We start from the raw sequence: 17,057 nt of genomic DNA on the forward strand, positions 1-17,057 counted from the left end.
TTACTCCCCCACTCCGGCGACGGCACGCAGCCGGTCGATGACGTCCGCCCGCAGGTCGTCCGGGCCGAGGACGAGGACGTCGGGCCCGAACTCGGCGAGGTCGGCGGCGAGGCCGTGGCCGTACGGGATCTCCAGCTCGTCCCAGTCGTCGTCGATGCGGGTGGTGCTGAGTGCCCGCCCGCGGAGCGGGAAGGCGGCGCCGCGGCGCAGCCGCAGGGTGGCGGTGGCGCCCTCGGTGACCGCGCCCTCGCCGGCGAACCGGGCGACGTAGGCGCGCACGTCGACGTGCTCGGGGACGTCCCCGGTGAAGCTGCCGGCCCGGGAGCGGACCTTGCCGGTGATCCGGCTGAGCCGGAAGACGCGGGCGCTCTGCCGGTCGCGGTCGAAGCCGGCCAGGTACCAGTGGCCGCGCCAGCACTCGAGGGCCCAGGGCTCCACCGAGCGCTGCTCGGCGGCGGCGGCGCCGGCCTTGCGGTAGTCGAAGGTGACCGGGCGCCGGTCGCGGGCGGCGACGAGCAGCGGCTCGAAGGCGGCCTCGCGGGCCGGGATGCGCGGCTGGAGGGCGGTGTGCTCGGTGTCCTCGGCGAAGGGCACGCCGGCCGCCCGGAGCTTCTGCAGGGCGCCGCTGGCGGCGCCGGACATCTTGGCCTGCTGCCAGACCCGGGCGACCAGGGTGAGGGCGGCCGCCTCCTCGGCGTCGAGGGCGATCTCCGGCAGACGGTTGCGGTCCCGGCGGGCGAGGTAGCCGATCTCGCCGTCGAGGGAGTTCTCGTCGACGTCGATGACCAGGCCGAGCTCGCGCAGGTCGTCCTTGTCGCGCTCGAACATCCGGTTGAAGGCGTCCTCGCTGCCCTGCTGCCAGGCCTCCCGGTAGGCCTCGACGGACTCCCGCAGCTCCTTCTTGGAGAGCGGCCGTCTGGTGTTCATCAGACAGAGGGCGAGGTTCATCAACCGCTCCGCCTTGGCGATCGCCATCGCTGACCTTCCTGTCCGTCCGGCCGGCACCCCTCGTGATCCGGCGGACCCGACCGTACCGGTCCGGGCACGCTGAGCAAAAGCCGAGCCCTGCTCCGGCCCCGGAAGGGGACGAGCCGTGTGCCCGCGACAACGGCACCGGGCCGCTCCCCGAAGGGGAACGGCCCGGTGCTCAGGGGTGTCTCAGACGCCGAGCAGGTCGACGACGAAGATCAGGGTGGAGTTCGGCGGGATCGCCGGGCTGGGCGACTGGGCGCCGTACGCCTTGCCCGGGGGGATGATCAGCTCGCGCCGACCGCCGACCCGCATGCCCTGGACGCCCTCGTCCCAGCCCTTGATGACGCGGCCCGCGCCGAGCGGGAAGCGGAAGGTCTGGCCGCGGTTCCAGGAGGCGTCGAACTCCTCGCCGGTGGAGAAGGTGACACCGACGTAGTGCACCTCGACGGTCGCGCCGGCCTTGGCCTCGGCACCGTCGCCGACCACGATGTCACGGATCTGCAGTTCCTTCGGCGGCTCGCCGCCCGGGAAGTCGATCTCCGGCTTGGTAAGGCTCACAACAGACTCATCTCGTTCGGTGATACAGACATGACGGGGCGGCAGGCACCGCTACGGTCCACCGTACGGCGCTCTGCCGCCCGTCCGGGCCATCCGGGGGAGTGCGACGTGTCGCCGCCCCCGGGAGCCCTCGTGCGTCCGGTCCCGGACCGGTCAGTCCTGGGTCCCGACGCCGGCATCCAGGATGTCGATCACGAAGACCAGTGTCGAATTGGCGGGGATGTCGCCCTGCGCCTGGTCCTTGTAGGCGAGCGAGGCGGGGATCACCAGCTCGATCCGGCTGCCGACGGTCTGGCCGGTGACGCCCTTGTCCCAGCCCTCGATGACGCCGCCGCCACCGGTGACGAAGGTGAAGGCCTGGCCGCGCTTGAGCGAGGAGTCGAAGACCTTGCCGTCCTTGTAGAGCGCGCCGGTGTACTGGACGAGCACCTTCTCGCCGGCCCCGATCTTGCGGCCCTTGCCCTGGATCAGGACGTGCGACTTGAGGTCCTTGACCTCGGGGGTGCCGGGCACCGGGGTGATGTCGGCGGGCTTCTTGCCGTTGTCCTTGACCTTCGGCATGTCGGCCGGCGGGGCCGCCATGTCGCCGCTGAGCACCGTGTCCTGGGGGGTGGCGTTCTTGATGTCGATCACGAACACCAGGTTGTCCTTGGGACCGACGCCCATGCCGCTGCTGCCCTGGGCGCCGAAGGCGGCGGCCGGCGGGGCGACGACGAGCAGCCGGCTGCCGGCCTTGTGCCCGGTGACGGCCTGGTCGAGGGCCGGGATCAGCTTGCCGGCGCCGGCCTGGAACAGCTGCGGCTTGCCGGTGGAGTACGAGCCCTCGATCTCCTTGCCGGTGCTCCAGTTCATGGCGGAGAAGTCGGCGGTGACCCAGGTGTTCTTGTCGACCTTGGCACCGTCGCCGGACTTCAGCTCCTTGACCACGAAGGTGCCGTCGGCGGCCTCCTTGGGCAGGGCGATCGTCGCCTTGGTGCCGAACTCGCCGGTGACGGTCGGCAGCACCTTGGCGCTGTCCTTGATCGGCGGCACCGGGTCGGCGGACGGGGTCGGCGAGGCGGTCGGCGCCGCCGGGTCCGGGGAGGCCGAGGCGGACTTCCCGTCGTCCTTGTTCACCATGTAGAGCGTGATGCAGCTGCCGACCAGCAGGACGGCCAGCACGGTGCCGAGGATCGCGCCGAGGCGGCCCGCACCGGGCGGGTCCTCGTCGTAGCCGGCCTCCGAGACGTCCTGGCGGCGCACGGTCGACGCGAAGACCTGCGGCTCGTCGGACTTGGCTTCGCCGGCGGGGCGCGGCGGGGTCTGGCCCCAGCCGGCCTGCTGCTTCAGGATCGCGGGCGGGACGACGATCGACTCGCCGTCGCCGGGCAGCGGGCCGCCGGGCCGCGCCGCCGCCGGGTCGGCGGTGCCTGCCTCGCCAGGGCTCGACGCTTTCTCAGACATGACTCCCCATCCATCTCGCCGTGCCATGCCCTCGCGGGACCTGACGACGCTGCCACAGTGCGGAAAACGGCAGCAGTATGTCAGGTCCGCATGAGGACGGGCCCTTCCGGTGCAGGATCGGTACGCCGGGCCCCGACCCCGGGCGTGTCGTACGGATCGTGTGGAACCGATCCGCACGACTCCCTCACACCGCCTCCAGGATGTCGATCACGAAGACCAGGGTGGAGTCGGCCGGCACCGGGCCGCTGGACTGGTTGCCGTACGCCAGGGAGGGCGGCACCACCAGCATCACCCGGCTGCCGACGGTCTGGCCGACCAGGCCCTGGTCCCAGCCCTTGATCAGGCTGCCGGTGCCCACCTGGAGGGCCTGGGCGCCGCCGTGCGAGAACGAGGAGTCGAACTGCGAGCCGTCCGACCACAGCATGCCGGTGTACTGCACCAGCAGCTGCTGGCCGGCCTGCACGGGCTTGCCGTCGCCCTTGATCAGCACGTAGGTCTGCAGCTCGGTCGGCGGGCTCTGGCCGGCCGGGACGGTGATCGTCGGCGCCTGCTTGCCGTTGTCCTTGACCTGCGGCGCGGTGGCGGGCGCCTGGGTCATCTCGCCGGTGACGGTGGAGTCCGGCGGCACCACGTCCACGATGTCGAGGACGAAGACCACGGTGTCCTGGCCTCCGACGCCGGCCGCGGTGTTCCCCGTGGTGCCGAACCCGGCCGCGGGCGGGGCCACCACCAGCAGCCGGCTGCCGGCCTTCTTGCCGACCACGGCCTGGTCGAAGGCGGGCACCAGCTGGCCGCTGCCGGCCTGGTAGAGCTGCGGCTTGCCGCCGCTGTCGTAGGAGCTGGAGACGTCCTTGCCGGTCGTCCAGTCCTTGGCGGTGTAGTTCACCGTCACCCAGTCGCCCTTGGCGACCGTGGCGCCGTCGCCCTCGTGCACGGTGCTGACCACGAACTGGCCGCTCGGCGGGGACTGCGGCAGGGTGATCTCGGCCTTGGAGCCGACCTCGCCGGAGACGGCCGGCATGGGATCGGCCGACTCCACCGGGCTGGGCACCGCCGTCGCCGAGGCCGAGGCGGCGGGCGAACCGCCGGACGAGCCCGAGGACCCGCTGGTGCAGGCGGCGAGCACGGCGACGAGCAGGGCGGCAAGGGGCACGGCCGGCAGTCCGGCGATTCGGCGCATGGTCGCCAGCGTATGGCCGGATCCCACCGCCGCATCGGAGGCACAAGCGGGCGCGCGAGCGGAGGCACGAGCGGGCACACGAAGGGCGGCGCCCGGACGCACCCGCCCGGACGCCACCCCTGGTGGCCGCCGTCAAGCCCTGCGGGCGTCACATGCCCGCGATGAGCTTCTCCACCCGCTCGTCGACCGAACGGAACGGGTCCTTGCACAGCACGGTGCGCTGCGCCTGGTCGTTCAGCTTCAGGTGGACCCAGTCCACCGTGAAGTCGCGGCGCTGCTCCTGCGCCCGGCGGATGAAGTCGCCGCGCAGCCGGGCCCGGGTGGTCTGCGGGGGCACCGACTTCGCTTCGAAGGTCTTGAGGTCGGTGGTGACCCGAGCCGCCCTGCCCTTGTTCTGCAGCAGGTAGAACAGGCCGCGCCGGCGGTGGATGTCGTGGTACGCGAGGTCGATCTGGGCGACCCGCGGGTTGGACATCGTCATCTGGTGCTTCTCGCGGTACTGCTCGATCAACCGGTACTTCATGATCCAGTCGATCTCGGTGGAGACCCGGTCCAGGTCCTCGGTGCGGACGGCCTCCAGGGTGCGCCCCCAGAGGTCGAGGACCCGGGCCACCGTGCCGGTGTTCAGGCCCTTGCGGTCCGCGAACTCCAGCGCCTTGGTGAAGTACTCCTCCTGGATGTCCAGCGCGCTGGCCTCGCGGCCGTTGGCGAGCCGGACCTGGTGGGTGCCGGTCAGGTCGTGGCTGACCTCGCGGATCGCCCGGATCGGGTTCTCCAGGGTGAGGTCGCGCATCACCACGCCCGCCTCGATCAGGCGCAGCACCAGGTCGGTGGCTCCGACCTTGAGCAGGGTGGTGGTCTCCGACATGTTGGAGTCGCCGACGATGACGTGCAGCCGGCGGTAGCGCTCGGCGTCGGCGTGCGGCTCGTCACGGGTGTTGATGATGGGGCGGGATCGGGTGGTGGCCGAGCTGACGCCCTCCCAGATGTGCTCGGCGCGCTGGCTGACGCAGTAGACCGCGCCGCGCGGGGTCTGCAGCACCTTGCCGGCGCCGCAGATCAGCTGGCGGGTCACCAGGAACGGGATCAGGACGTCGGCCAGCCGGGAGAACTCGCCGTGCCGCGCCACGAGGTAGTTCTCGTGGCAGCCGTAGGAGTTGCCGGCCGAGTCGGTGTTGTTCTTGAACAGGTAGACGTCGCCGGCGATGCCCTCCTCGTGGAGCCGGCGCTCGGCGTCCACGAGCAGGCCCTCCAGGATGCGTTCGCCTGCCTTGTCGTGCGTCACCAGTTCGGTGACGTCGTCGCACTCGGGGGTTGCGTACTCGGGGTGCGAGCCCACGTCGAGGTAGAGCCGTGCACCGTTCCGCAGGAAGACATTGCTGCTGCGGCCCCAGGAAACTACGCGGCGGAAGAGGTACCTGGCCACCTCGTCCGGAGACAGACGCCGTTGTCCCCGGAACGTACACGTGACACCGTACTCGTTCTCCAGCCCGAAAATTCGGCGGTCCATGAGGCATCTTTTCTCTTCCGGGAGCATTTCGAAACCCCTGGGGCGGAGCCGAAAAGGTCACGGTGCCGCAGGGGCAATCCGACCACGCCGCGCCGTCAAATCCCGGAAGGCGCACGTGAATCCCGTACGGTGCCGGCGGCCTGCCGTACGGGATTCACGCGGTCGGGCTATTCGGCGCCCGGTGCCTCCTTGGCCGCCGGCGGCTCCTCGTCCTCGGCGGCGGAGGCGTCGCCGCCGAGCAGGCGGCCGAGCTGGCCGCCCAGGATGCGCTTGAACTTGCGCTGCTGGACGCGCTTGCGGTCCAGCACGGCGACCTCCAGCTGCTCGGGCGTGAGCGTGCGCGGGGTGCCGCCGTTGGCGTCGCGGGCGAGGGCGTCCACGGCCAGCCGGAGGGCCTCGGTGAGGGCCATGCCGGCCCGGTGCCGCTGGCCCAGGTAGTTGCCGATGGAGTCGGCGTTGCCGCCCACCACGACGTAGTTCTTCTCGTCGACGACCGAGCCGTCCGGGGTCAGCCGGTAGATCTGGTCGTCGCCGTCGCTGCGGCCGACCTCGGCGACGACCAGCTCGACCTCGTAGGGCTTGTCGCCGACCGAGGAGAAGATGGTGCCGAGGGTCTGGGCGTAGACGTTGGCGAGGCCGCGCGCGGTGACGTCGGCGCGGTCGTAGCTGTACCCGCGCAGGTCGGCGTAGCGGACGCCGCCGATGCGGAGGTTCTCGAACTCGTTGTAGCGGCCGACCGCCGCGAAGGCGATCTTGTCGTAGATCTCGGAGACCTTGTGCAGCGCCCGGGAGGTGTTCTCCGCGACGAAGACGATGCCGTCGGCGTAGGTGAGCACGACCACGCTTCGGCCGCGGGCGATGCCCTTGCGGGCGTACTCCGCGCGGTCCGCCATGGCCTGCTGAGGCGAGACGTAGAACGGTGTGGACACCGGCGGTCGTCCCCTTCTTCCTGGATGGGTGGCGGACTAGAGGAGCGGGGCCTGCGGCCCGTTGGGGTGCTCGCGGCGCCCGGCGGTGATGGAGACGGCGATCTCGGACACCTCGTCGTCCGAGAGCCGGCGGAAGCCGTCCTCGGTGATCAGCGAGACGATCGGGAAGATGCCGCGGGCCAGGTCGGGGCCGCCGGTGGCGGAGTCGTCGTCGGCGGCGTCGTAGAGCGCCTGGACGGCCAGCGTGGCGGCCTGCTCGCCGGAGAGGTCCTCGCGGTAGAGCTTCTTCAGCGAGCCGCGGGCGAAGACCGAGCCGGAGCCGGTGGCGGCGAAGCCGCGCTCCTCGGAGCGGCCGCCGGTGACGTCGTAGGTGAAGATCCGGCCGCGCCCGAGGTCGAGGTCGTAGCCGGCGAAGATCGGCACCACGGCGAGGCCCTGCATGGCCATCGCCAGGTTGGACCGGATCATGGTGGTGAGCCGGTTGGCCTTGCCCTCCAGGGAGAGGACGGCACCCTCGATCTTCTCGTAGTGCTCCAGCTCCAGCTGGAACAGGCGGACCATCTCGACGGCGAGGCCGGCGGTGCCGGCGATGCCGACGGCGCTGTACTCGTCGGCGGGGAAGACCTTCTCGATGTCGCGCTGGGCGATGACGTTGCCCATTGTGGCGCGGCGGTCGCCGGCGATGACCACGCCGCCGTCGAAGACCGCGGAGACGATGGTGGTGCCGTGCGGCGCCTCGAGCACGCCCTCGGGGAGGCGGCGGTTGCCGGGCAGCAGCTCCGGCGCCTGGCGGCCGAGGAAGTCCATGAACGACGAGGACCCGGGGGTCAGGAAGGCAGCCGGTAGACGCCCGGTGCCACCAGTGTTGGCTTCCACACGATTCCTTCCAGATTGACGGTCAAACAGCTGATGCCCGGACCCTACCCGCGTCGGCGCCCCTTGATCCACACGATCGGGGGTACCGCTGCGGGCGGTGGGAGCAGAGCGCGCTGCAGGCATGCCGTGACACACCTGCAGCGCGATCTCCGCAGCGCGGTTTCAGGAAGGGAACGCCCCCTCCTACTCGCCGCCCTTCTGCACGAATCCGCGGACGAAATCCTCCGCATTCGACTCGAGCACCTCGTCGATTTCGTCCAGAACGGCGTCGACGTCGTCGCTGAGCTTTTCCTGGCGCTCCTTCAGGTCGTCGGAGCCCTGCGCTTCCGCGGCCTGCTCCTCGACCTCCTCGGAGGAGCGGTTCGCCCGCTGCTGGCCGCCGCCGGTGTCCTTGCTAGCCATTTCCCTCACCCCGCTCGCTCTGTGTGGTCAGACCCTATCCGCCGGGTACGACATTCGCGCCCGGTTTAGCTTCAACGCCCGGCGCTCACCGGAATGATTCCCCTTCGGCCGGGATTTCACCCCAGGTGATCGAAGAGTTACCCTCCGGACAGTACACGAACCAGATCCTCCGCCGTCCGGCACCGGTCGAGGAGTTCCTTGACGTGGTTCCGGGTGCCGCGCAGCGGCTCCATGGTGGGCACGCGCTGCAGGGAGTCCCGTCCGGGCAGGTCGAAGATGACCGAGTCCCAGGAGGCCGCGGCGACGTGCTCGGCGTACTGCTCCAGGCAGCGCCCGCGGAAGTAGGCCCGGGTGTCCTCCGGGGGCTTGGAGACGGCGTGGACGACCTCGTCCTCGCCGAGCAGCCGCTCGAACCGGCCGCGGGCCACCAGGCGGTTGTAGAGGCCCTTGTCGGCCCGTACGTCGCTGTACTGCAGGTCGACCAGGTGGAGCCGGGGGTTGTCCCAGTCCAGCCCGTCGCGCTGGCGGTAGCCCTCCAGCAGCTCGCGCTTGGCGATCCAGTCCAGCTGCTTGGACAGGCTCATCGGGTCGCGCTCCAGGCGGCCCAGCACGTCCTCCCAGCGGGCGAGGACGTCCATCGTCTGGTCGTCGGCGTCCTGGCCCCAACGGTCCTCGACGTACTTGCGGGCGAGCTCGCAGTACTCCATCTGCAGCTGGACGGCGGTGAGCTTGCGGCCGCTGCGCAGCGAGACCAGGTGGGTGAGCCCGGGGTCGTGGGAGACCCGGTGCAGGGTGCGCACCGGCTGGTCGACGGCGAGGTCCACGGCGATGAAGCCGTCCTCGATCATCGCCAGGACCAGCGAGGTGGTGCCCAGCTTGAGGTAGGTGGAGATCTCCGAGAGGTTGGCGTCGCCGATGATCACGTGCAGTCGCCGGTACTTCTCGGCGTCGGCGTGCGGCTCGTCGCGGGTGTTGATGATGGGCCGCTTGAGGGTGGTCTCCAGGCCGACCTCGACCTCGAAGAAGTCGGCGCGCTGGCTGATCTGGAAGCCGTGCGCGTTGCCCTCCTGGCCGAGGCCGACGCGGCCGGCGCCGGTGACCACCTGCCGGGAGACGAAGAAGGGGGTGAGGTGGCGGACGATGTCGGCGAACGGCGTCGCCCGCTTCATCAGGTAGTTCTCGTGGGTGCCGTAGGAGGCGCCCTTGTTGTCCGTGTTGTTCTTGTACAGGTGGATCTTCTGCCCGTTGGGCAGCTCCAGGGCGCGGGCGGCCGCCTCGGCCATGATCCGCTCGCCGGCCTTGTCCCAGAGCACCGCGTCGCGCGGGTTGGTGACCTCGGGCGAGCTGTACTCGGGGTGGGCGTGGTCCACGTAGAACCGGGCGCCGTTGGTGAGGATGACGTTGGCGAGGCCGATGTCCTCGTCGGTGAGCTGGCTGGCGTCCGCAACCTCGCGCGCGAGGTCGAAGCCGCGGGCGTCGCGCAGCGGGTTCTCCTCCTCGAAGTCCCAACGGGCCCGGCGGGCCCGGTGCATCGCCGCGGCGTAGGCGTTGACGATCTGGGACGAGGTGAGCATGGCGTTGGCGTTCGGGTGGCCGGGCACGGAGATCCCGTACTCGGTCTCGATGCCCATCACGCGCCGTACGGTCATGCGGCCCTCCTTGCCCGTAGTGATCCTGTGCAGACGCGCCGTCCGGCTGCGGGGCGGGCGGGCACCGCAGCCGGACGGAGGGTTCGCGGTCCTTACAGGTACTGTCCCGTGTTGGCGACGGTGTCGATGGAGCGGCCGGACTCGGCGCCCTGCTTGCCGGTGACCAGGGTGCGGATGAAGACGATCCGCTCGCCCTTCTTGCCCGAGATCCGGGCCCAGTCGTCCGGGTTGGTGGTGTTGGGCAGGTCCTCGTTCTCCTTGAACTCGTCCACGCAGGCGGCGAGCAGGTGGGAGACGCGCAGGCCGCGCTGGCCGTGGTCGAGGAAGTCCTTGATGGCCATCTTCTTGGCGCGGTCCACGATGTTCTGGATCATGGCTCCGGAGTTGAAGTCCTTGAAGTACAGGACCTCCTTGTCACCGTTGGCGTAGGTGACCTCCAGGAAGCGGTTGTCCTCCGTCTCGGAGTACATCCGCTCGACCACGGACTGGATCATGGCGGCGACGGTGGCCGGCACCGAGCCGTCGTGCTCCTTGACGTCGTCCGGGTGGAAGGGCAGCGAGTCCTTGAGGTACTTGGAGAAGATGTCCTTCGCCGCCTCGGCGTCCGGCCGCTCGATCTTGATCTTGACGTCCAGGCGGCCGGGCCGCAGGATCGCCGGGTCGATCATGTCCTCGCGGTTGGAGGCGCCGATGACGATGACGTTCTCCAGGCCCTCCACGCCGTCGATCTCCGCCAGCAGCTGCGGGACGATGGTGTTCTCCACGTCCGAGCTGACGCCGGAGCCGCGGGTGCGGAACAGCGACTCCATCTCGTCGAAGAAGACGATGACGGGCGTGCCCTCGCTCGCCTTCTCCCGGGCCCGCTGGAAGACCAGGCGGATCTGCCGCTCGGTCTCGCCCACGTACTTGTTGAGCAGCTCGGGGCCCTTGATGTTGAGGAAGTAGCTCTTGCCCTGCGGCCGGCCGGTGACCTCGGCGACCTTCTTGGCCAGCGAGTTCGCGACCGCCTTGGCGATCAGCGTCTTGCCGCAGCCGGGCGGGCCGTAGAGCAGCACGCCCTTGGGCGGGCGCAGCTCGTACTCCTTGAAGAGGTCGGCGTGCAGGTAGGGCAGCTCGACCGCGTCGCGGATCTGCTCGATCTGGGTGCCCAGACCGCCGATCTGCCGGTAGTCGATGTCCGGGACCTCCTCGAGGACCAGCTCCTCGACCTCGGACTTCGGCACGATCTCGTAGACGTAGCCGGAACGGGGCTCCAGCAGCAGCGCGTCGCCGGGACGGAGGGTGAGCTCGCGCAGCGGCTCGGCCAACCGGACCACGCGCTCCTCGTCGGTGTGGCCGATCACCAGCGCCCGCTCGCCGTCCTCCAGGACCTCCTTGAGGGTGACGATGTCGCCGATGCTCTCGAAGGCCATCACGTCCACGACGTTCAGGGCCTCGTTGAGCATGACCTCCTGGCCGCGGCGCAGCTCCTCGGGCTCGATGCTCGGGCTGACGTTGACACGCAGCTTGCGGCCGCCCGTGAAGATGTCGACGGTGCCGTCCTCGTTGGCGCTGAGGAAGGTGCCGAAGCCGGCAGGGGGCTGGGCGAGGCGGTCGACCTCCTCCTTGAGGGCCACGATCTGGTCGCGGGCCTCACGGAGAGTGGCGGCGAGCCGCTCGTTCTGGGCGGTGACACCGGCCAGGTTGGTCTGGAGCTCGACGATGCGCTCCTCGAGGATTCTCGAGTTGCGCGGCGAGTCGGCGAGCTTGCGACGCAGGACGGCGATCTCCTGCTCGAGGTACGAGACCTGCGCGGCCTCGTCGGAACCACGAGCGGGCCGGCCGGCGCTGCGGTTGTAGTCGTCATCGTGGGCTGCCACGGTCCTCACCTCCTCCTGGGGGAGCTGGACGACCCAAACCTACCTGCAGCCAGGGGTCTGTAAACCCCTAGATCAGAAAGATGGATCGGGCGTGTCCGATCTTCGCCCTTGCGTTGCTTCCCCTCTGGTAGTGGATGTGCCCACCGCTCAACGGTTCAAAGCAGGGCGGGGGTAAGGTCGGCTCTGGAGTGAGAGGGGAAATGCCGCGCGAAGCGGGGCGTTCCAGGACAGAAACGGCAGGGGACATGTCGGCGACCGGCGAAGAGCTCGAAGTCTGGATCGACCAGGATCTGTGCACGGGCGACGGGATCTGCGCGCAGTACGCGCCGGAGGTCTTCGAGCTGGACATCGACGGCCTCGCCTACGTCAAGGGCGACGACGACGAACTGCGCCAGCAGCCCGGCGAGACGGTGCCGGTGCCGCTGACCCTGCTTCAGGACGTCGTCGACTCGGCCAAGGAGTGCCCCGGCGACTGCATCCACGTGCGCCGGGTGCGCGACCGCGTCGAGGTGTACGGCCCCGACGCCGAGTGAGCGGGGCCGGGCTGAGCCCGGCTCAGGCCGCGCGGGGACGGGCCGTCAGACCTGGCCCGCCGGCGCGGCGCTCTGTGCCCGCACCCAGCGGTCGCCGTGGCGCGTCCAGCTGAGCTCCACCAGGCGGTCGGGGCAGCAGCGCGGGACGTCGAGCGAGGAGTAGCCCTGCGCCCGGCCGCGGATCTCGCCGTCGCTGCGCACCGTGAGGGCGGTGACCGTCAGGCCGTCCTTCAGCGGGTCGAGCAGCGTCGCGGCGACCTCGGGGCGGCCGTCCGGGCCGTTGGTGAGCAGGAAGACGCCGTCCGGCGGGGTGCCGTTGTCGGCGGCGCAGTGCGCGGCCACCACGGTGGTCGGCACGCCGTCCACCTCGGCACTGGCCCGCAGTGCCACGGAGACGGTGAAGGGCCCGCAGTCAAGGGGAAGTTCGGCCTTCGCCGGGTCCGGCGCGGCGGCGCTCGGCGCGGGCTTGGCGGTGGGGCGGGTGGGGGTGGGGGTGCCCTGCGCCGGGTCCGCCGCCAGTGCGCCGGCGACCACCGCGCCGCAGCCGGCCGCCACCAGGGCCCAGTGCTTGAGCCCGCTGCGCGCGTGCCCCGGTCCCTTCGGTGCGCCGCTCGTGGTCATGCCGCTCGTGGTCATGATGTGCTCCGCCTCGGCCGCTGCTGCTGGTACGTGTCGGGGCTCCCCCGGGCCCGGGTGCCCGCGGCCCCGCGAGGGACCCCCCACCTCGCTGCGCCCGCCGGGCGGACCACTCCCCCGGAAGGCGCCCCGCAGGGCGCGGAAAGGGGGGTGTCGTGAGCGAGCATCCTGCCACATGATCGCCGGCTGCGGGACCCCGGGCGACGGCTCGTCACGGCAGGGCGCCCCGGCAACGCCGCGAGGGGCGGCGCACCGGGGGAAGTCTCCCGGCTCGCCGCCCCTCGCGGGTGCTGCGTCACGGTGTCAGGGCAGGTCGACGCCCTCGGCCGCGGCCGTCTCGCGGGCCGCGCGGCGGGCGGCCGCCCGCTCGGCCAGCGAGGGCTCCGGGGTGCCGTTGTCGTAGTCCTCGCCGTAGGCGCCCTTGGCCGGGCGGCGGCGGCGCAGCGGCGGCTCGACGCCGTCCGCGAGGCGGCGGGCGGTGAGCAGGAAGCCGGTGTGGCCGATCATGCGGTGGTCCGGGCGGACGGCCAGGCCCTCGAGGTGCCAGGTGCGGACCATGGTCTCCCAGGCCTGCGGCTCGGTGAAGGTGCCGTGCTCGCGCAGCGCCTCGACGGTCTTGGACATCTGCGTGGTGGTGGCCACGTAGCAGCAGATGAGGCCGCCGGGGACGAGCGCCTTGGAGGCGACGTCCAGGCACTCCCAGGGGGCGAGCATGTCCAGGATGACGCGGTCGACGTCGGTCTCGACCAGGTTGTCCTGGAGGTCGCCGACGGTCAGCTTCCACGCCGGGTGCGGGCCGCCGAAGTAGCGCTCCACGTTGCCGCGGGCGATCTCGGCGAAGTCCTCGCGGCGCTCGTAGGAGGCCAGCATGCCGGTGTCGCCGACGGCGCGCAGCAGGTAGGTGGAGAGCGCGCCGGAGCCGACGCCGGCCTCGACCACGCGGGCGCCCGCGAAGATGTCGGCCATCGCCAGGATCTGACCCGCGTCCTTGGGGTAGATCACCGCCGCGCCGCGGGGCATGGACAGGACGTAGTCGGGGAGCAGGGGGCGCAGCGCGAGGTACGGGACGTTGCCCGTCGTGCGTACGACCGTGCCCTCGGGGGCGCCGATCAGCTCGTCGTGCGGGAACGCACCCTTGTGGGTGTGGAACTGGTTCCCGGCCTGGAGCGTGAACGTGTAGTGGCGGCCCTTGGGGTCGGTCAGCTGGACCTGGTCCCCGACCTGGAAGGGCCCGCGTCGGCGGGTGGCACCGGTCGGTTCGGACATGCCGACAATCCTAAAGGAACGCCGGACCTCCCCCGACCAGTCCGCCGGGGCCGAGGCGGACGGGGTCACCACCGGGGGCGCCCCGGTGGGTCACCGGCGGCCGCCGACCTCGCGGGCGAGTCTGCGTTCGAGGTCGGCGAGGGCCAGCACGCCGTACGGGGTGCCGTCGGGGCGGACGACCAGGTACTCGGTGGCGGGGGCGCCGCGCAGGGCGGTGAGCAGTTCCTCGCCGGTGAGGCCGACGTCCAGCCGCATGCCGGGCTCGATGTCGCGGGCGACGGCGCCGACGGCGATCCAGGGGCGGCGGTGCTCGGGCACCTTGGCGACGGCGGCCTCGGTGACCAGGGCGGTGGGCTCGCCGCGGCCGTCCACCACGACGATCGCCCCGGCCTGGGCCTCGCGGGCGCGGCGCAGCGCCTCGCCGAGCGGGGTGTCGGCGGGGACGTCGACGGACCGGCGGGCGAGGTCGCGCAGGGCGAGGCCGGGCAGGGCCTCCCGCAGCCGGGCGTTGCGGACGGCGCCGCTCGCCCCGTTCCAGATGATCACGGCGAGGACCGCGGCGAGGACGCCGTCGATCAGGCTGTCGGAGGTGGACTGCTGCGGGTCGCGGGAGGCGCTGAACAGCGGCAGGCCGAAGAGCACGAGCAGGGCGAGCCCGCGGCCGACCCAGGCGGCGGCGACGGTGCCGGCCATCGGGCGGCCGGTGATGCCCCAGACGACGGCGCGCAGCATCCGGCCGCCGTCCAGCGGGAGGCCGGGCAGCAGGTTGAAGGCGGCGACGACGAGGTTGCTGACCATGAGGCCGGCGAGCAGCACGCCGGGCACGGTGTCGGTGTCGACGCCGGTCAGGGCGAGGTAGAAGACGCCGCCGAGGACGAGCGAGAGCAGCGGGCCGACGAAGGCCAGCCAGAACTCGCGGACGGGGGTCTCGGCCTCCTTCTCGATCTCGGAGACGCCGCCGAAGAACTGGAGCTGGATGCGTCGCACCGAGAGCTTGTAGCGGAGCGCGACGACGGTGTGCGCCAGTTCGTGCACCAGGACGGAGGCGTAGAAGGCGACGGCGAAGGAGAACGAGACCAGGTAGCGGGTGGCGCCGAGGTCGGGCAGCACCTCGGAGAGCCGTCCGCCGAAGATCCAGGTGATCAGGGCGGCGATGACGAACCACGAGGGCGTGACGTACACCGGGACGCCGAACGGGCGGCCCATGAGGATGCCGCCGCGCGGCTCCGGCCTCTCGGGCCGGCCCGCCGACGGCTGGTCGGAGGTCCGCTGCCCCCTGGTGTCGCTCACCGCGTCCCCTTCGCTCTCGTCGCTCTCGTCGCTGTCGCCACCGTGGCCCCGGCCCGTCCCGTCGGCCGTGGCCCGCATCGTCGCGCCCACGCTACGTGATCTCCGTCCGGATACCGCGCGCGCCCCTCGCGCCGCGCCCCGGGCCTCGTTCCGGTGGTGCCCGTACGGGGGTGATACCCCGGATCGGGCCGGTGCAGCGGTGCCGCTGTCAGCGGGCTGGCAGCGGGATGTGAGCCGGGGGCAATAGGGTCGGGGCATGCACCAGAAGGACACCGCGCCGCCGCCCAGGCCGGCTGCCGCGCCGACGGGCCTGTCGCCCTCGCGCGCCGGCGACTTCATGACCTGCCCGCTGCTGTACCGGCTGCGGGTGATCGACCGGCTGCCGGAGCCGCCGAGTGCGGCGGCGACCCGCGGCACGGTGGTGCACGCGGTGCTGGAGCGGCTGTTCGACCACCCGCCGGCCGAGCGGACGGCGGAGCTCGCGCGGTCGCTGCTGCGCCCGCAGTGGGAGCGTCTGCTGGGCGAGCGGCCGGAGCTGGCCGAACTGTTCCCGGACGATCCGGACGGCTCGGCGCTGGCCGGCTGGCTGGCCGACGCGGAGAAGCTGGTGGACCGCTGGTTCCGGCTGGAGGACCCGACCCGGCTGCACCCGGTGGAGCGCGAGCTGTACGTGGAGACGCCGCTGGATCCGGGGGTGCTGCTGCGCGGCTACATCGACCGGGTGGACGTCGCCCCGACCGGCGAGGTGCGGCTGGTCGACTACAAGACCGGCCGGGCGCCCTCGCGGGACTTCGAGGGCAAGGCGATGTTCCAGATGAAGTTCTACGCGCTGGTGGTGTGGCGCTGGAAGGGCGTCGTCCCGCGTCGGCTGCAGCTGGTGTACCTGGGCGGCGGCGGGGACGTCGTCACGTACGACCCGGACGAGGCGGACCTGCTGTCGGTGGAGCGCAAGCTGCGGGCGCTGTGGGAGGCGATCTCCCGGGCGGTGGAGACGGGCGACTTCCCCGCGACCCGCAACCGGCTGTGCGACTGGTGCGACCACAAGAGCCGGTGCCCGGAGTTCGGGGGCACTCCCCCGCCGTACCCGCTGCCGCTGCCCGTGCCGGTGCAGAGAACGACCGACGACGATCCCACGGGGGATCTCATGGTGAGCAAGGAGTCGTAGGTGACGATCCGAGTGCTGCTGGTCGACGACCAGCCGCTGCTTCGCACCGGTTTCCGGATGATCCTGGAGGCCGAGTCCGACCTGGTGGTGGTCGGGGAGGCCGGGGACGGCCAGCAGGCGCTGGAGCAGGTCCGGGCGCTCCAGCCGGACGTGGTGCTGATGGACATCCGGATGCCGCGGATGGACGGGGTGGAGGCGACCCGCCGGATCTCCGGCCCCGGCCGGGACGGCCCGGCGAAGGTGCTGGTGCTGACCACCTTCGACCTGGACGAGTACGTGGTGGAGGCGCTGCGCGCCGGGGCCAGCGGCTTCCTGCTGAAGGACGTGCCGGCCGAGGAGCTGGTGCAGGCGATCCGGGTGGTGGCCGACGGCGCGGCGATGCTGGCGCCCTCGGTGACCCGACGGCTGCTGGACATGTACGCCACCAAGCTGCCCTCCGGCGAGGAGGCGCCGCCGCAGGCCCTGGGCGCGCTGACCGAGCGCGAGGTGGAGGTGCTGCGGCTGGTCGCCCGCGGGCTGTCGAACGCGGAGATCGCCGCGGAGCTGTTCGTCAGCGAGACGACGGTCAAGACGCACGTCGGCCATGTGCTGACCAAGCTGCAGCTGCGCGACCGGGTGCAGGCCGCGGTGTACGCCTACGAGTCGGGCCTGGTGCGCCCCGGCTCGCTCTGAACCCGGCGCGGCTCCGGGCCCGGAACGGGGGGGGGGCCCCCCCCCCCCGCGGGGGGGGGGGGCGGCGGCCGGCGGGGCCCTAGTGGGGGGGGGGGAGTACAACACGCAGAAAAACAC

16 protein-coding genes are annotated in these 17,057 nt (G+C 71.6%); 3 read left to right on the forward strand and 13 right to left on the reverse strand.

Annotated elements, in window-relative coordinates; translation table 11 throughout:
• From AB0M03_RS26550 to arc, 10 genes are all read right to left on the reverse strand, one after another.
• On the reverse strand, positions 1 to 975 hold the full coding sequence (locus AB0M03_RS26550; RefSeq protein ID WP_363495039.1) for a WYL domain-containing protein: 975 nt from the start codon (positions 973 to 975) through the stop codon (positions 1 to 3).
• A gap of 183 nt (positions 976 to 1,158) precedes the next feature.
• Positions 1,159 to 1,530 (reverse strand): FKBP-type peptidyl-prolyl cis-trans isomerase, encoded by a 372-nt coding sequence (locus AB0M03_RS26555; protein ID WP_363495041.1) that lies wholly within the window; start codon positions 1,528 to 1,530, stop codon positions 1,159 to 1,161.
• A gap of 153 nt (positions 1,531 to 1,683) precedes the next feature.
• Positions 1,684 to 2,973 carry an FKBP-type peptidyl-prolyl cis-trans isomerase gene (locus AB0M03_RS26560; RefSeq protein WP_363495043.1) on the reverse strand — a complete coding sequence of 430 codons (1,290 nt, stop codon included), beginning with the start codon at positions 2,971 to 2,973 and terminating at the stop codon, positions 1,684 to 1,686.
• A gap of 184 nt (positions 2,974 to 3,157) precedes the next feature.
• Positions 3,158 to 4,153 carry an FKBP-type peptidyl-prolyl cis-trans isomerase gene (locus AB0M03_RS26565; RefSeq protein WP_363495045.1) on the reverse strand — a complete coding sequence of 332 codons (996 nt, stop codon included), beginning with the start codon at positions 4,151 to 4,153 and terminating at the stop codon, positions 3,158 to 3,160.
• Positions 4,154 to 4,301: 148 nt separating this feature from the next.
• On the reverse strand, positions 4,302 to 5,663 hold the full coding sequence (gene pafA / locus AB0M03_RS26570; protein WP_363495047.1) for a Pup--protein ligase: 1,362 nt from the start codon (positions 5,661 to 5,663) through the stop codon (positions 4,302 to 4,304).
• Between the two features lie 167 nt (positions 5,664 to 5,830).
• Complete coding sequence (gene prcA / locus AB0M03_RS26575) at positions 5,831 to 6,592, reverse strand: proteasome subunit alpha (RefSeq protein ID WP_363495049.1); 762 nt, start codon at positions 6,590 to 6,592, stop codon at positions 5,831 to 5,833.
• Between the two features lie 36 nt (positions 6,593 to 6,628).
• A complete protein-coding gene (gene prcB, locus AB0M03_RS26580; RefSeq protein ID WP_363495051.1) occupies positions 6,629 to 7,468 on the reverse strand; it encodes a proteasome subunit beta in 840 nt (279 codons plus the stop codon).
• Positions 7,469 to 7,651: 183 nt separating this feature from the next.
• Positions 7,652 to 7,870 (reverse strand): ubiquitin-like protein Pup, encoded by a 219-nt coding sequence (locus AB0M03_RS26585; protein ID WP_363495053.1) that lies wholly within the window; start codon positions 7,868 to 7,870, stop codon positions 7,652 to 7,654.
• A 137-nt stretch (positions 7,871 to 8,007) separates the two neighbouring features.
• Positions 8,008 to 9,519: a depupylase/deamidase Dop gene (dop, locus tag AB0M03_RS26590; RefSeq protein WP_363495055.1), complete on the reverse strand. Its 1,512-nt coding sequence runs from the start codon at positions 9,517 to 9,519 to the stop codon at positions 8,008 to 8,010.
• Between the two features lie 92 nt (positions 9,520 to 9,611).
• On the reverse strand, positions 9,612 to 11,378 hold the full coding sequence (gene arc, locus AB0M03_RS26595; RefSeq protein WP_363495057.1) for a proteasome ATPase: 1,767 nt from the start codon (positions 11,376 to 11,378) through the stop codon (positions 9,612 to 9,614).
• 245 nt (positions 11,379 to 11,623) lie between these two features.
• Here arc and AB0M03_RS26600 point away from each other — a divergent pair, with 245 nt between their 5' ends.
• Positions 11,624 to 11,911 (forward strand): ferredoxin, encoded by a 288-nt coding sequence (locus tag AB0M03_RS26600; protein ID WP_363495059.1) that lies wholly within the window; start codon positions 11,624 to 11,626, stop codon positions 11,909 to 11,911.
• A 45-nt stretch (positions 11,912 to 11,956) separates the two neighbouring features.
• Here AB0M03_RS26600 and AB0M03_RS26605 read toward each other — a convergent pair whose 3' ends face one another.
• From AB0M03_RS26605 to AB0M03_RS26615, 3 genes are all read right to left on the reverse strand, one after another.
• Positions 11,957 to 12,547, reverse strand: a complete 591-nt coding sequence (locus AB0M03_RS26605; RefSeq protein ID WP_363495061.1) for a hypothetical protein — start codon at positions 12,545 to 12,547, stop codon at positions 11,957 to 11,959.
• Positions 12,548 to 12,850: 303 nt separating this feature from the next.
• Positions 12,851 to 13,813, reverse strand: a complete 963-nt coding sequence (locus AB0M03_RS26610) for a tRNA (adenine-N1)-methyltransferase (protein WP_363495062.1) — start codon at positions 13,811 to 13,813, stop codon at positions 12,851 to 12,853.
• A 90-nt stretch (positions 13,814 to 13,903) separates the two neighbouring features.
• Positions 13,904 to 15,103 carry a site-2 protease family protein gene (locus AB0M03_RS26615; protein WP_363495064.1) on the reverse strand — a complete coding sequence of 400 codons (1,200 nt, stop codon included), beginning with the start codon at positions 15,101 to 15,103 and terminating at the stop codon, positions 13,904 to 13,906.
• A 256-nt stretch (positions 15,104 to 15,359) separates the two neighbouring features.
• Between AB0M03_RS26615 and AB0M03_RS26620 the strand changes: the two genes are divergently transcribed.
• Positions 15,360 to 16,268, forward strand: coding sequence for a RecB family exonuclease (locus AB0M03_RS26620; RefSeq protein ID WP_363495065.1), 909 nt, complete (start codon positions 15,360 to 15,362; stop codon positions 16,266 to 16,268).
• Positions 16,269 to 16,940 carry a response regulator transcription factor gene (locus AB0M03_RS26625; protein ID WP_363495067.1) on the forward strand — a complete coding sequence of 224 codons (672 nt, stop codon included), beginning with the start codon at positions 16,269 to 16,271 and terminating at the stop codon, positions 16,938 to 16,940.
• Positions 16,941 to 17,057: the final 117 nt, after the last annotated feature.

Origin of the sequence: Kitasatospora sp. NPDC051914 (assembly GCF_040680995.1) — a bacterium.
Taxonomy (GTDB): Bacteria; Actinomycetota; Actinomycetes; order Streptomycetales; family Streptomycetaceae; genus Kitasatospora.

Excerpts from the sequence above, each read along its gene's own strand:
- AB0M03_RS26600 (WP_363495059.1), top strand. The coding sequence starts at position 11,624 with ATGTCGGCGACCGGCGAAGAGCTCGAAGTCTGGATCGACCAGGATCTG.
- dop (WP_363495055.1), bottom strand. The coding sequence starts at position 9,519 with ATGACCGTACGGCGCGTGATGGGCATCGAGACCGAGTACGGGATCTCC.
- AB0M03_RS26610 (WP_363495062.1), bottom strand. The coding sequence starts at position 13,813 with ATGTCCGAACCGACCGGTGCCACCCGCCGACGCGGGCCCTTCCAGGTC.
- AB0M03_RS26560 (WP_363495043.1), bottom strand. The coding sequence starts at position 2,973 with ATGTCTGAGAAAGCGTCGAGCCCTGGCGAGGCAGGCACCGCCGACCCG.
- AB0M03_RS26565 (WP_363495045.1), bottom strand. The coding sequence starts at position 4,153 with ATGCGCCGAATCGCCGGACTGCCGGCCGTGCCCCTTGCCGCCCTGCTC.
- AB0M03_RS26550 (WP_363495039.1), bottom strand. The coding sequence starts at position 975 with ATGGCGATCGCCAAGGCGGAGCGGTTGATGAACCTCGCCCTCTGTCTG.
- pafA (WP_363495047.1), bottom strand. The coding sequence starts at position 5,663 with ATGGACCGCCGAATTTTCGGGCTGGAGAACGAGTACGGTGTCACGTGT.
- AB0M03_RS26605 (WP_363495061.1), bottom strand. The coding sequence starts at position 12,547 with ATGACCACGAGCGGCATGACCACGAGCGGCGCACCGAAGGGACCGGGG.
- AB0M03_RS26620 (WP_363495065.1), top strand. The coding sequence starts at position 15,360 with ATGCACCAGAAGGACACCGCGCCGCCGCCCAGGCCGGCTGCCGCGCCG.
- AB0M03_RS26585 (WP_363495053.1), bottom strand. The coding sequence starts at position 7,870 with ATGGCTAGCAAGGACACCGGCGGCGGCCAGCAGCGGGCGAACCGCTCC.